A 14402-nucleotide genomic window follows, 5' to 3' on the forward strand; every position below is an offset into this window, starting at 1 on the left:
CGGACCCGAACCCGATCCGCGCGAGCGCGTGGAATCCGGCGTCAGCCGCGCTCTGCGGCGACCCGGCCCATCCGCACGAACGCTTCGGTGAGCAGCTCGGCGGAGCAGGCGAAGTTCGCCCGGGCGAAGCCCTCGCCCTCCGTGCCGAACGCCGGCCCGGGGCTCAGCGCCACCCGGCCCTCGTCGAGGAACGCCGCGGCCGGGTCGTCGCCCAGACCCGGGTAGCCGCGCAGGTCGATCCACGCCACGAACCCGGCGTCGGGCCGACGCCACCGCGCGCGGGGAAGGTGCTCGGCCAGCAGCTGCTCCATCAGATCGAGGTTCGACGCGAGCGCGGCACGCAGCTCATCGAGCCACTCCAGTGACCCGGTCAACGCGGCCTCCGCGGCCAGTGCCCCGAAGTGCCCCACGGCGCCCGACAGCGCCGAGCGCCGGACGTGGAACCGCTCCGGGTTGCCGTTGATCACGAACGCGCACTTGAGTCCGGCGAGGTTGAACGCCTTGGACGCCGACGAGATGGCCAGCCCCACCTCGCGCGCGGTGTCGGAGGCGGCCAGGAACGAGGTGAAATCGACTCCCGGCGTGGCCAGGGGCGCCCAGATCTCGTCGGAGACCACCACGGCGTCGTGCCGCGCGGCCAGGTCGGCGAGCTCGGCCAACTCTGCCTGGCCGTGAAGAACGCCCGTGGGGTTGTGCGGGTGACTGAGCAGCACGGCCCGGGCCCCGTCTGCCAGAGCCTGCTCGATGCCCGCCAGGTCCAGGCGCGGGTCCTCGCCGTCGTGGTCGACCAGGGGCACCGCGACCGGCGTCATCCCCACGCGCCGGATCCACGGTCCGAACGGCATGTACACAGGCGGCGTGTACACCACGCCGCTCCCGGCCGGGATGGTCCGGGCGAGGGTCTCCCGCACGCCCACGCCGACGTCGTTGACCGGCACCACCGAGTCCTCCGGCACGTCGTACCCGAAGCGCGAGTAGTACCGTGCGCACACCCCGGCGAGGCGCTCGATCTCGGCGAAGTAGCCGGTGTCACCGTCCGCCACCGCGGCGGCGAGGCGCTCCCGGATCGCCGGGGCGAGCAGGACGTCGGTCTCGGCCACGAACAGCGGCAGGACGTCCTCGGGGTAGGCCACCCACTTCTGGCTCCGCCGTCTACGCAGCTCGGACTCGGGGACATCCAGGGGGAACGGCACGGCGGTGGGTCCTTTCGCAGCGGGTTCGACCGTCCCAGGTTACTCAGCTGCCGGGCACGAACCCCGGGTGCACCCACACGTCGAAGTCCCGGGAGTCGGCGCCGAACGGGGAGAGCGGCATCAGCGAGACCCACGTGGTGGTAGTCGAGCCGGGGACGGTGCCGGCGGGGATTCCGATACCGCCCGACGTGGTGGGCCATTCCAGCTCGTAGGCCAGGTCGTAGGCGCCCCGGACGCTCCCGTCGGCCGCGGACCCCGTCGATCCGGTGATCACGTCCGAGAGCACCGTGATGCGGTGGAGCCGGTGCGGCGTCCCCGAGGGGTCGCGTTGCCAACAGTCCGATCCCTGGGACACGTAGTTCGAGCACCAGATCTCCGTGTCCGTGCCGAACGGGGAGAGCACGCGCATGGGTGCTCCGTTCGGGGCCCAGAACTGCGGATCCGACGGCGCGACGGCGTAGGGCCAGTACGAGAGCTCGGCCCATCCGAACGGGCCGTCGGTGGCGGGTGGGAACGGGCGGTCGGCGGGCCAGGCTGGATCGTCGAGTGACTGGGCGAGGGCGGCGGGCGCGGTCGCGAGGGGGCCGAGTAGCGGCGTGGCCAGGAGGACCGCGGCGAGAGCGACGCGGCGGAGTTGTGTGACGGTGCGTGACATGGACCCAGTCGACCACGCGAGCGGCACCCTCACAGGCCGAACCGCCAGACGTGAGTACACCGTGACGGGACCGTCACGACGGGTAGCGCAGGGGAAACAGCGGATTCCTACGGTGGCGTGGCACAGGGCGCCGGCGGGGCGCCCGCTACCGGGGAGAGGTGTAGCGATGACGCGCTCGCACGTGATCGAGGACTGGGATCCGGAGGACACGGCCCAGTGGGAGTCCGGAGGCCGGCGCACCGCGATGCGCAATCTGTACTGGTCGGTGTTCGCCGAGCACGTGGGGTTCTCGGTGTGGACCCTGTTCGCCGTGATGGTGCTGTTCATGCCCACGGACGTCTACGGCCTGGACGCGCCGGACAAGTTCCTGGTCTCCGCGGTGGTCACCCTCACCGGCGCGTTCCTGCGCATCCCCTACACGCTGGCCACCGCGACCTTCGGCGGCCGCAACTGGACCATGTTCTCCGCGTTCGTGCTGCTCATCCCGGCGGGGGCGATGCTGTGGATCATGGCCAATCCCGGGCAGCCGCTGTGGCTGTACCTGGTGGTGGGCGCCCTCGCGGGCCTGGGCGGCGCCAACTTCGCCTCGTCCATGACCAACATCAACGCCTTCTTCCCGCAGCGCATGAAGGGCTGGGCGCTGGGCCTCAACGCGGGCGGCGGCAACCTGGGCGTGGCCACCATCCAGGTGGTGGGGCTCGTGGTGATCGCCGCGGCCGGAAACCGCTCGCCGCACTGGGTGATCGCGGTGTACCTGGTCCTGCTGGTGGTCGCGGGCATCGGCGCGGCATGCAAGATGGACAACCTCGAACACCACACCGTGGACGTGACGAGCATGCGCGACGTGGCAGGCGACCGCGACGGCTGGGTGCTGTCCCTGCTCTACATCGGTACCTTCGGCTCGTTCATCGGGTTCAGCTTCGCCTTCGGGCAGATGCTCACCATGACCTTCACCGGTAACGGGCAGTCCCCGGCCGACGCCGCTCTCCACGCCGCGCAGATCACATTCCTCGGCCCGCTGCTGGGCTCGTTGACCCGCATGCTGGGCGGCCGCCTGTCCGACCGCTTCGGCGGTGCCCGGGTTACCCTGGTGACCTTCCTCGGCATGGCCGCGACGACGGTGGCGCTGATCGTCACCTCGAGCATGCAGGCGGCCGACGGCGGCCGACTGTCGGGCGGCGCGCTGGTGTTGTTCTTCGCGGCGTTCCTCACCCTGTTCGCGCTCACCGGAATGGGCAACGCCTCGGTCTACAAGATGATCCCCACCGTCTACGAGGCCCGTAGCCGCGGCCTGGACCTGCCGGAGGCCGCCCGGGCGGCGTGGTCGCGCGCGCATTCGGGCGCCCTCATCGGGGTCGCCGGCGCGGTCGGCGCGTTCGGCGGGTTCCTCATCAACATGACCCTGCGCAGCTCCTACCAGTCATCGGGGTCCGCGACCTGGGCGTTCGTGGCGTTCACGGTCTTCTACGTGGTGGCGGCGCTCGTCACGCGGGCGGTGTACCTCCGGCGTCCGACCGCCGCGCCGACGGGGGCCGGGGCCGCGGCATCCCGCACCGCGTCGGAACAGGGCCGGGCCGCACGTCCGGTGCCGGCCGCGCGCTGACGGGAAAGGGACGAGGGGACGACGACGACGAGGAGAGCACCATGACGACCGTTCGCAGCAGCCCGGAGGTGCCGAACCTGACGACGGTGCCCGAGCCCGTTGAGGCGGGCCCCGGCGGGGACCGGCCCACCCACACGCACTGCCCGTACTGCGCCCTGCAGTGCGCGATGACGGTGACGCCGGCGGCGGACCCGGCCGAGGCGGTCGAGGTGGCGCCCGCGTGGTTCCCCACCAACCGTGGCGGGCTGTGCCGTAAGGGGTGGACGTCGGGAGAGCTGCTCGATCACCCGGGCCGGCTCACCACCCCGCTCATCCGTCACGACGGGCGATTGGAGCCGTGCGACTGGGACACCGCCCTGGACCGCGTGACCGAGGGGATCCGCCGTGCGCAGGCCGCGGGCGGGCCCGACGGTGTGGCCGTGTTCGGCGGGGGCGGCCTGACCAACGAGAAGGCCTACCAGCTGGGCAAGTTCACCCGGCTCGCGCTGGGCAGCCGGCTCATCGACTACAACGGCCGCTGGTGCATGTCCAGCGCCGCGGCGGCCGCGAACCGCAGCTTCGGCCTCGACCGCGGACTGCCGTTCCCCGTCACCGACCTCACCGACGCCCGGGCCGTGATGCTCATCGGTGCCAACCCCGCCGACACCATGCCTCCGTTCCTCCAGCACCTCGACACGGCAGCACGCGCCGGCGGGCTCGTGGTGGCCGACCCGCGGCTCACCGCGACCGCGCGGCGCGCCCTCGACGGGGGCGGTGTGCACCTGCGACTGCGCCCCGGCACGGACGCGGCACTCGCGCTGGGGCTGCTGCACCTCGTCGTCGTCACCGGGGCCGTCGACACGCGGTACCTCGCCGCCCGCACCACCGGATTCGAGGACGCGTGGGCGCACGCCGCCGCGTGGCTGCCGGAGCGCACCGAGCGCGTCACCGGCGTCTCGGTCGCCCACCTCGAGCGGGCGGTCGCCCTGCTCGCCCGCGCGCGTGACGCCGGGGCGGGGTCGTACATCCTCACCGCCCGGGGCGCCGAGCAGCACGCCGACGGCACCGCCGTGGTGGGCGCCGCCATCGCGCTCGCCCTGGCGCTGGGACTGCCGGGACGTCCGGGGAGCGGCTACGGCACCCTCACCGGGCAGGGCAACGGGCAGGGCGGCCGCGAGCACGGGCAGAAGGCCGACCAGCTGCCCGGGTACCGGATGATCACCGACCCCGCCGCCCGCGCGCACGTCGCCGGGGTGTGGGGAGTGGACCCGGAGCAGATTCCCGGGCCGGGTCTGTCGGCGTTCGAACTACTCGACTCGCTCGGCCGGCCGGGCGGGCCCACCGCGATGCTGCTCCACGCCTCCAACCCGGTGGTCTCCGCGCCCGACGCCGACCGGGTGACCGAGCGGCTACGCGCGCTCGACACGCTCGTCGTGGCCGACTTCGTCCTCTCGGAGACCGCCGCGCTGGCCGACGTCGTCCTGCCCGTGCCCCAGTGGGCGGAGGAGGAGGGCACGCTCACCAGTCTCGAGGGCCGGGTGCTGCGGCGACGCCGGTCCGTCACCCCGCCCGCCGGCGTGCGCGACGAACTGTGGATCTGGCACGAACTCGCCCGCCGCCTGGACCGCGGACCCGAGCGGTTCCCGCCCGACGCGCGAGCGGTGTTCGGCGAGCTCGCCCGCGCCTCCGCCGGCGGCAAGGCCGACTACTCGGCGATCGACTGGGACCGACTCGACGCCGGCGAGGCACTCCACTGGCCGTGCGGCGCCGACTCGCCGGACGGCACGCCCCGCCTGTTCCTCGACCGCTTCGCCACGCCCGACGGCCGCGCCCGGTTCGTCGTGGACGAACCGCGCGCACCCGCCGAACCACCCGACTCGCAGTACCCGCTGCTCGGCACCACCGGGCGATTGCTCGCGCACTACCAGTCCGGCGCGCAGACCCGCCGGGTCGCCGAGCTCGCCGACGCCGAACCGGACATGTGGGTGCAGGTCCACCCCGTCGTGGCACGCGCGGCCGGCCTGGTCGACGGTGATCCCGCGCGCATCGTGTCGCGGCGGGGCGCGGTCGAGGCCGTGATCCGCTGCGACGAGGACATGCGCACCGACACCGTCTTCCTGCCGTTCCACTTCCCGGGCGACGGCCGGGCCAACCTGCTCACCCTGCCGGAGCTCGACCCGCACAGCCGGATGCCCGAGTTCAAGGTGTGCGCGGTCCGGCTGGAGGCGGCATGAGCGCGCGCCGCGTCGTCGTGGTGGGCGCTGGGATGGCCGCCGCCCGGCTCGCGGAGGAACTGCGCGTCGGCGAGCCGGACCCGGAGCGGTTGTCGGTGACCGTCCTGGGCGCGGAAGCGGAGGAACCGTACAACCGAATCATGCTGTCCCACGCCGTCGCGGCCCGGCCGGTCGCCGCCCCCGCCGCCCCCGACGCGCCGGCAGTGGCCCCCGCGGCCCCCGCCGCCGTCGCGCCCGCGCCGGTTTCCCGACTCAAACCCGTCGGGTGGTGGGAGCGTCACCACATCACGGTCCGGACTTCTACACCTGTCGCGGCGATCGACCGCGCCTGCCGCGAGGTGGAGCTCGCCGACGGCGAACGCATCGGCTACGACCACCTGGTCCTGGCCACGGGAGCCGCACCCCGCATCCCGCCCGTCGACGGCATCCGCGGCCCGGGCCGTGGTCTGGCGCCCGGCGCGTTCACCCTCCGGGATGCCGCGGGTCAACGAGAACTGACCGCTCATCTCGCCGCACACCCCGGCCCGGTCGCGGTCGTCGGTGCGGGCTTCATCGGCCTGGAGATCGCCTGCGCACTCGCCGGGGCGGGGCACGACGTCGTCGTCGTCCACCCCCGCGACCGGCCCATGAACGGGTGCCTCGACGCCGGCGCCGGCGCCGTACTGGTCCGCGCCCTCGCCGCGCTCGGGGTGCGGGTGCTCACCGGCGTACGCGCCACGAGGTGGGACGGCGTCACCCTGACGCTCGACGACGGCGAGGTGCGCTGCCGGACCGTCGTACTCACCGCCGGGTCCGCGCCCCGGGCAGACCTCGCACGCGACGCCGGGCTGGAGGTGGGCCACGGCGTGGTTGTCGACGACGAGCTGACCACCAGCGATCCCGCCATCTCCGCGATCGGCGACTGCGCGCAGCACCGGGGCGTCGTCAGCGGACTGGTCGCACCCGCCTGGGACCAGGCCGTGGCGCTGGCCGCCCGGCTCAGCGGCGCGGACCCGCAGGCGAGATACCTCGGGGGCGCGGAGGTGACCAGGCTCAAGGCCCACGGGCTCGACGTGGTCGCCCTGGGCTCCCTCGCGGCCGACGTCTACGGATCACGGTGCCCCGACACCGGTGCGCCCATCGAGGTCACGACCCTGAGCGAACCCGCCCGCGGCCGGTATGCGCGCGTCGACGTCGCGGGCGGACGGGTGCTGGGGGCGGCGCTGGTGGGGCACCCGGAGCCCGTCGGGACACTGACGCAGCTGTTCGAGAACGCTCTTCCCGTGCCGGACGACGTCGTGTCGGTGGTGCTGGGACGGGCCGAGGCGGTGGCCGCACAGACCCCGTCGACGATGCCGGCCGCGGCGGTGATCTGCCGCTGCAACGGCGTGAGCAAGGGAGACCTGGTCGCGGCCTGGGCCGACGGGGCACGCGACAACGATGCCCTGGCGCAGCGGACCCGCGCCGGGACGGGCTGCGGTGGGTGCTCGTCGGCGGTCGACGGGATATGTGGATGGCTACAGGAGGCGGGATGACGGGGGACGCGCGGGCACGGGACGCGGCGGCGGGGGCGTGCGGTGCTGCGGCGGGGGCGGACGAGGCGGTGGAGGGAAACCTGCCGGACACACGCCTCGTTCATGATGGGGGAGTGACCGATTCCGACGTGACCACCTCCGAACCCGATCTCCCGCTGCTCGGACGCACTGTCGCCGTCACCGCCGCCCGGCGGGCCTCCGAACAACGGACCCTCCTCGAGCGGCGCGGGGCCACCGTCCTGCACGCCCCGGCGATGCACATGATCCCCATCGCCGAGGACACGGTGGTGCGCGAGGCCACCGGGCGCCTGCTCGACGCGCCCGCCGACCTCATGGTGCTCACCACCGCGGCCGGCGTGCGCTGGTGGATGCAGGTGTGCGAGGAATGGGGCCTGGCCGACGACCTGCTCGAGCTGATGGGCGCGGTCCCGCTGTACTCCCGCGGACCCAAGACCACCGGCGCGATCCGTGCCGCCGGCCTGCGCGAGCACGCCTCGGCCAAGAGCGAGGCCAGCCCGGAGCTGCTGGAGATGCTGCTCGAGCGCGGCGTCGAGGGCCTGACGATCGGCGTCCAGATCCAGGGCGCCGGCTCCGGGTGGAACCCGATGTCCGTGCTGCTCGACGGTCTGCGCGAGGCGGGTGCCGACGTGATCGAGGTGCCCGTCTACCGCTGGGAGCTGCCCGACGATCTCGCGGCACTCGACGATCTGGTGCGGACCATCGCGGCGCAGGGCGTCGATGGCGTGACCTTCACCGCGGCGCCGGCGGTGGTGGCGGTGCTCACGCGTGCTGAGGCGCTGGGCGTGTTCGACGACCTGCTCGAGGCGCTGGACGGGCCCGTCGCCGCGCTGTGCGTGGGGCCGGTGACCGCAGCGCCTCTGGCAGAACTCGACGTGCCGTTCACCAGTCCGGACCGGATGCGGCTCGGGTCGCTCATGCGGCACACCACCGACGAGCTCGCCGCCCGGACCGCGCCGATCGAGGTCGCCGGGCACGAGCTCACCCTGTGTGCGGCGGCCGCACTGGTCGACGGCAAACCGGTGGAGCTCACCCCGGCCCAGCTCGCGCTGCTGCGGGCCCTGGCCCGGCGCCCCGGGGCCTGCGTGAGCCGCGATGACCTGCTCGCGGCTCTCCCCGGAGACGGCACCGACCTGCACGCCGTCGAGACCGCGATGGGTCGCCTGCGGCGCGCGCTCGGCGTTCCCGACCTCGTGACGACCGTCGTCAAGCGCGGATACCGACTCAGCATCTAAAGGCGCCGCCGGTCCTGCGGACTCCTCGACCTATGCGCCCTGAATGGTCCGAACCCGCAGCGTAACCCGCCTGTGAATGTGCATTCTGCCATCGCTCGCCAGCGGGGCGGGGCACGCAGACGGGGCAGCGCACGCAGAAGGGGCAGCGCACCCGCGAGTGGGTGCGCTGCCCCTGGTTCGGGCCGGGCCGGGCCGGCGGCGCGCAGGGCCTGGGGACTACGCCGCGATCACGCGGGCATGCCGGACGGCGGGCTGGGTAGCCACGAACACCGTTCCATCGACGGCGACCCGGGCGGGGAACACCGAGAGTCCGTGCGAGGGGTCGTCGAGGCCGCGACCGTCGGCGAGCGCATAGGCCTGCTTGCCGATCGGTGAGATCACCGCGGGTTCGCCGGCGCGGTCGCCCACCAGGCCGCGGCTCATCACGGCGGCCCGGGCGACGGGGTCGATGTTGCAGAGGGCGCGGACCTCGTCGTCGTCGATCTTGTAGACCGCCACCTGGCGGCCGTCGGGCAGCAGGGCGGCGACCCCACGCCCCGGGATGAGGCGGCCGACCGGGCAGACGGCGATCTCGGCGGGGCGCGCGGCGCCCGATGCGGGAGCGGGGCGGGTGGCGGTGAACAGCTGGGTGGTGGTCATGACGGATCTCCTCCTGGTGGGCGGAACTGGTGAGCGGAAGTCGTGGGCGGAAGTAGTGGGCGGAGCTGGTGAGCAGGAGTCGTGGGCGGGGTGGCCGGCAGAGCTGGCCGGTGTCCGGCGCGGGACCGTCAGACGCGGGCCGGCATGGACGGCGAACCGAGCAGGACCGGCACCTTGCGGCCGTCGCGCTCCTCGAACTGCACGGTGGGGTCGGGCGCCTCGGGGGCGTTGATGAAGGAGACGAACCGGCCGAGCTTGTCGGGGTCGTCCAGGACGGCCGCCCACTCGTCCACGTACCCCTCGACATGCGATTCCATCCGGCCCTCGAGCTCGGCCGCGAGCCCCAGTGAGTCGGAGCAGACGACCTCACGAAGGTGGTCGATGCCGCCTTCGAGCGACTCCAGCCACGGTGCGATCCGCTGCAGGCGCTCGGCGGTGCGGACGTAGAACATCACCGTGCGGTCGATGTAGCGGATGAGCTGGTCGTCGGTGAGATCCCCGGCCAGCAGCTGGGCATGCCGCGGCGTCGCGCCACCATTGCCACCGACGTAGAGGTTCCAGCCGGTCTCGGTGGCGATCACCCCGACGTCCTTGCCGCGCGCCTCGGCGCACTCGCGGGCACAGCCGGAGACGCCCATCTTGATCTTGTGCGGCGCCCGCAACCCGCGGAACCGGGTCTCGAGCAGGACCGCCATCCCCACGGAGTCCTGCTGGCCGTAGCGGCACCACGAGGTACCCACGCAGCTTTTCACCGTGCGCAGCGACTTGCCGTAGGCGTGACCGGACTCCATGCCCGCGTCGACCAGGCGTCGCCAGATCTGCGGCAACTCCTCCACACGCGCGCCGAAGAGATCGATCCGTTGGCCGCCGGTGACCTTGACGTACAGGTCGTGGTCGCGTGCGATCTCGCCGATCACGATGAGCTGATCGGCCGTGACCTCCCCGCCGGGCATCCGCGGGACCACCGAATAGGTGCCGTTCTTCTGGATGTTGGCCAGGAAGTGGTCGTTGGTGTCCTGCAGCGAGGCCTGCTCGCCGTCGAGAACATGGTCGGAGCTGGTCGAGGCGAGGATCGAGGCGACGGTGGGCTTGCAGATGTCGCAGCCGGAGCCGCGGCCGAAGCGCCCGATCAGGCCGGAGAAGGTCCGGATCCCGGTGACGGTGACGATCTCGAACAGCTCCGAGCGGGACTGGTCGAAGTGCTCGCACAGTGCCGTGGACTGCTCGACGCCCTCGGCCTCGAGCACCTGACGCATGAGCGGCAGGCACGACCCACACGAGGTGCCGGCGCGGGTGCACGCCTTGAGTGCCGGGACGTCGCACGCCCCGCCGCAGATCGCGTCGCGCAGCGTGCCCTTGGTGACGGCGTTGCAGGAACAGATCTGGGCGTCGTCGGGCAGCGACTCGACGCCGACACCCCCGCCGTCCGCCGCGGCGCCGGGAGTGATGAGGGACAGGGGATTGGACGACGGCAAGGTGCGCCCGAGCAGCGGCTTGAGCAGCTGGTACGGGCCCGCGTCCCCGACGAACACCCCGCCGAGCAGGGTCAGGGCGTCGTCGCTGAGGACGAGTTTGGAGTAGGTGCGCGTGACGGGGTCGTCCACCACCAACTCGAGGCAGCCGGGCGTGCGCCCGTGGGCGTCGCCGAAGCTGGCCACGTCGACCCCCATGAGCTTGAGTTTGGTGGCGAGGTCGGCGCCGGTGAACTCGGCGTCGGCGCCCGGGCCGTCGCCCAGCCGGGCGGCGACCACCTCGGCGGAGGCGTACCCGGGCCCGACCAGGCCGTAGCAGGTGCCCTCGATGGCCGCACACTCGCCGATCGCGAACACGTGCGGGTCCGAGGTGCGGCACGCCCGGTCGGTCAGCACGCCGCCCCGCTCGGCCAGTGCCAACCCGGCCCCGCGGGCGAGCTCGTCACGGGGGCGCACACCGACGGAGAACACCACGACCGCTGCCTCGACCGCGGTCGTCTCGCCGTCGTCGCCGGTCAGGGTCACCCGGACCCCGCCGTCACCGTCCGCACCGTCGCGCGGTTCGATCACCGTGTCGGTCACGCTCAGGTGCACCTCGATGCCACGGTCGCGGATGAGGTCGCCCAGCAGCGCGCCGCCCCGACCGTCGACCTGGACGGGCATGAGCCGGTCGTTGCGCTCCACGACGTGCGGGGTCAGCCCGATCAGGCTCAACGCATTGGCGGCCTCGATGCCGAGCAGCCCGCCGCCGATCACGACGCCGTGCGCGCCGGGCCCTGCGGTCTCGGCGGCCGCGCGGATCGCGTCGAGGTCGTCGAGGGTGCGGTAGACATGGCAGCCGGGCAGGTCGTGACCGGGCACGGGCGGGACGAACGCGCGCGAGCCGGTGGCCAGGACCAGCGTGTCGTAGGAGATGAGCTCGCCGGAGTCGAGTTCGACCTGCCGCGCGGATCGGTCGATCGCCGTGACGAGGTGTCCCGAGCGGACGGTGACCCTCGGGTCGGCGGAGTGGCGGGCGTCCTCGAGGTGCAGGGCCGCACGTTCCCAGGCGCCGACATAGGCCGAGAGGCCCACGCGGTCGTACGCGGGGTCGGGTTCCTCGCCGATCACCGTGACGGCCAGGTCGGTGTCGGCGTACCGCGAGCCGAGGGTGGAGACGAATCGGTGGGAGACCATCCCGTGCCCGACGACGACGATGTGCTCAGTCATTCCTGGACCTCCTTCGAGCCTGTACCGATCAGGCTAGGAAGGCGGTGTTGCGGAACTGTGGCGTCGGATCACGGTCCCGTGACGCTTAGTTCACAGGGGACCCGGCGGCGGGTGAGGCCGCGGACGGGCTACGGGTGCGGGCGTGCCGAGGGCGCGCGGATGCCGGGAACCGGGTGAGGGCGGTCGCTTGCGCAGATGCCGGGGGAGGGGGGCCGCTCAGTCGAGGGGGAGCAGGCTCGTCGGCGTGGCCGAGACCTCGTCCACCCGGTCGAGGTTCTGGCGCACCCGCTCCCACTCGCCGGAGGGGATCTCCTTCTCGAGTCGGCGCAGGACGGCCTTGTCGGAGGTCGCCCATGCAACGGGCATGGGTGAGATGAACTGGTACAGGTTGTCGCCGCCGCGGGCGCTGCGGTTGCCGACCACGGCCACGCACGGCACGCGCTCGCCCACGCGGACGTCGTGACCCGGGAGCTTCTCGCAGCTGCGGACGGCCAGCGCGGGGAGCTTTCCGGCGGAGCGGTCGACGGCACGGTCGACCAGCGCCAGGAGGGTCAGCCCGCGGGGGCGCACCTCGGCGATGATGGCCGGGACGAGTTCCGAGGTGGCGTAGGTGCGCTGCATCGAGCCCATCTTGCGCGGGATGTACCCGATCATCGCCAGGCATCCGAGAGCGAAGACCCCGGCCAGCGCGGCGACGATCCAGGCCCAGGCCTCGAAGCCGGAGTAGATGAGCAGGCCCACGGCCGCGCCCAGGACGAGCACACCGAGGATGCCCGCGGACCACTGCAGCCGCCGCACCTCGGCGAGGCTCTCGTTGTGCTTGCGGACCCAGGCGTCGTCGACGGGGATGTCGGCGAGGCGGTACTGCTCGTGCGGGGCGCGGGGGGTGCGATCGACGGCCATGGGTCCAGTATCCCAGGAACCGTCCGGACCGGACCCGCGGGTGGCCGCCGGCGTCAGCCGACCTCGGGGATCGGCGGCCCCAGCAGGTCGTCGGCGTCGATGATCCGGTAGGCGTACCCCTGCTCGGCGAGGAACCGCTGCCGGTGCGCGGCGTACTCGGCGTCGAGGGTGTCGCGCGAGACCACCGAGTAGAAGTGTGCCTGGCCACCGTCGTGCTTGGGCCGCAGCAGCCGGCCCAGCCGCTGCGCCTCCTCCTGCCGGGAGCCGAACGTCCCCGACACCTGCACGGCCACACTGGCCTCGGGCAGGTCGATCGAGAAGTTGGCGACCTTGGACACCACGAGCGTGGAGATCTCCCCGGCGCGGAACGCGTTGAAGAGCTTCTCACGCTCTTTGTTGGAGGTGGAGCCCTGGATGACCGGGGCGTCGAGCTCGTCGCCGAGCTCCTCGAGCTGGTCGAGGTAGGCACCGATCACCAGGGTCGGGGCGCCGGCGTGCTTGGCGAGGATGCTCTTGACCACAGGGATCTTGGTCCGTGCGGTCGAGCACAGCTTGTACTTGTCCTCCGCCTCGGCGGTGGCGTAGAGCATCCGTTCGTTCTCCGTGAGCGTCACCCGTACCTCGACGCAGTCGGCCGGGGCGATCCAGCCCTGCGCCTCGATGTCCTTCCACGGGGCGTCGTACCGCTTGGGTCCGATGAGGGAGAAGACGTCACCCTCTCGGCCGTCCTCGCGCACCAGGGTGGCGGTGAGCCCGAGCCGGCGCCGGGACTGCAGGTCCGCGGTCATCCGGAACACCGGCGCGGGCAGCAGGTGCACCTCGTCGTAGATCATCAACCCCCAGTCGCGGGAGTCGAACAGCTCCAACGCCCGGTGGACGCCCTTGGTCTTGCGGGTGACCACCTGGTACGTGGCGATGGTGACCGGGCGGATCTCCTTGCGCTCGCCGGAGTACTCGCCGATCTCGTCCTCGGTCAGCGTGGTGCGGGCCAACAGCTCCCGCTTCCACTGCCGACCGGCGACGGTGTTGGTCACCAGGATGAGCGTGGTGGCCTTGGCCTTGGCCATCGCGGCCGCCCCGACCATCGTCTTGCCCGCGCCGCAGGGCAGCACGACGACACCCGAGCCGCCCGCCCAGAACGAGTCGGCGGCCATCTGCTGGTAGTCGCGCAGCTCCCAGGGCTCGGTCTCGGTGGACAGGTCGATGTCGTGGGCCTCGCCGTCGACGTACCCGGCCAGATCGTCGGCGGGCCAGCCCACCTTGAGCAGCTCCTGCTTGAGGCGGCCGCGTTCGGACGGGTGCACCACGACGGTGTCGGTGTCGATGTCGGCGCCGAGCATCGGGGCGATCTTCTTGTGGCGTTTGACCTCGGCGAGCACTGCGGAGTCCAGGGAGACCAGGGTCAGTCCGTGGACCGGGCTCTTGACCAACTGGAGCCGGCCGTAGCGGGCCATGGTCTCGGCGATGTCCACCAGCAGCGGCTGCGGGACGGGGAAGCGGGAGAAGTTGACCAGCACGTCGACCACCTGCTCGGCGTCGTGGCCGGCGGCCCGGGCGTTCCACAGCGCCAGCGGCGTGATCCGGTAGGTGTGGACGTGCTCGGGGGCGCGCTCCAGCTCGGCGAACGGGGCCAGCGCCTGGCGCGCGTCGTTCGCCTGATCGTGGTCGATCTCCAGCAGCACGGTCTTGTCCGACTGGACGATCAGCGGTCCACCACTCACTCCGGCCCTCCTCGGGGTCTCACCGGA

The 14402-nt window shown here is 72.6% G+C and carries 10 protein-coding genes; 4 read left to right on the forward strand and 6 right to left on the reverse strand.

The annotated features are described in order from the left end of the window. Positions 1-41: 41 nt before the first annotated feature. Together OVA21_RS02445 and OVA21_RS02450 are read right to left on the reverse strand one after the other, a co-directional pair. Positions 42-1193, reverse strand: a complete 1152-nt coding sequence (locus OVA21_RS02445; RefSeq protein WP_119193402.1) for a MalY/PatB family protein — start codon at positions 1191-1193, stop codon at positions 42-44. Positions 1194-1236: 43 nt separating this feature from the next. Beyond that, the gene (locus OVA21_RS02450) at positions 1237-1848 is read right to left on the reverse strand and encodes a hypothetical protein (protein ID WP_119193403.1); all 612 of its coding nucleotides are present in this window, start codon (positions 1846-1848) and stop codon (positions 1237-1239) included. 166 nt (positions 1849-2014) lie between these two features. Between OVA21_RS02450 and OVA21_RS02455 the strand changes: the two genes are divergently transcribed. The 4 genes from OVA21_RS02455 (at position 2015) to OVA21_RS02470 (ending at position 8431) form a co-directional block, all read left to right on the forward strand. Beyond that, entirely contained in the window at positions 2015-3451 is a 1437-nt protein-coding gene (locus OVA21_RS02455; RefSeq protein ID WP_132063573.1) for a nitrate/nitrite transporter, read from the forward strand. A gap of 41 nt (positions 3452-3492) precedes the next feature. Next, positions 3493-5664 carry a molybdopterin oxidoreductase family protein gene (locus tag OVA21_RS02460; RefSeq protein WP_268091702.1) on the forward strand — a complete coding sequence of 724 codons (2172 nt, stop codon included), beginning with the start codon at positions 3493-3495 and terminating at the stop codon, positions 5662-5664. Beyond that, complete coding sequence (locus OVA21_RS02465) at positions 5661-7178, forward strand: FAD-dependent oxidoreductase (RefSeq protein ID WP_268091703.1); 1518 nt, start codon at positions 5661-5663, stop codon at positions 7176-7178. The genes OVA21_RS02460 and OVA21_RS02465 overlap by 4 nt, the downstream gene beginning before the upstream one ends. 113 nt (positions 7179-7291) lie before the next feature. Then, positions 7292-8431, forward strand: a complete 1140-nt coding sequence (locus OVA21_RS02470; RefSeq protein ID WP_268091704.1) for a uroporphyrinogen-III synthase — start codon at positions 7292-7294, stop codon at positions 8429-8431. A 216-nt stretch (positions 8432-8647) separates the two neighbouring features. Here the strand turns inward: OVA21_RS02470 and nirD are convergent, their stop codons facing one another. The 4 genes from nirD to OVA21_RS02490 form a co-directional block, all read right to left on the reverse strand. Then, on the reverse strand, positions 8648-9070 hold the full coding sequence (gene nirD / locus OVA21_RS02475; protein ID WP_268091706.1) for a nitrite reductase small subunit NirD: 423 nt from the start codon (positions 9068-9070) through the stop codon (positions 8648-8650). A 128-nt stretch (positions 9071-9198) separates the two neighbouring features. Further along, positions 9199-11751, reverse strand: a complete 2553-nt coding sequence (gene nirB, locus OVA21_RS02480; protein WP_268091707.1) for a nitrite reductase large subunit NirB — start codon at positions 11749-11751, stop codon at positions 9199-9201. Between the two features lie 216 nt (positions 11752-11967). After that, positions 11968-12654 (reverse strand): DUF3239 domain-containing protein, encoded by a 687-nt coding sequence (locus OVA21_RS02485; RefSeq protein ID WP_163376603.1) that lies wholly within the window; start codon positions 12652-12654, stop codon positions 11968-11970. A gap of 53 nt (positions 12655-12707) precedes the next feature. Then, positions 12708-14375: a DNA repair helicase XPB gene (locus OVA21_RS02490; RefSeq protein WP_069390399.1), complete on the reverse strand. Its 1668-nt coding sequence runs from the start codon at positions 14373-14375 to the stop codon at positions 12708-12710. Positions 14376-14402: the final 27 nt, after the last annotated feature.

It is taken from the genome of Dietzia sp. SL131 (assembly GCF_026672565.1).
Lineage (GTDB): Bacteria > Actinomycetota > Actinomycetes > Mycobacteriales > Mycobacteriaceae > Dietzia > Dietzia kunjamensis.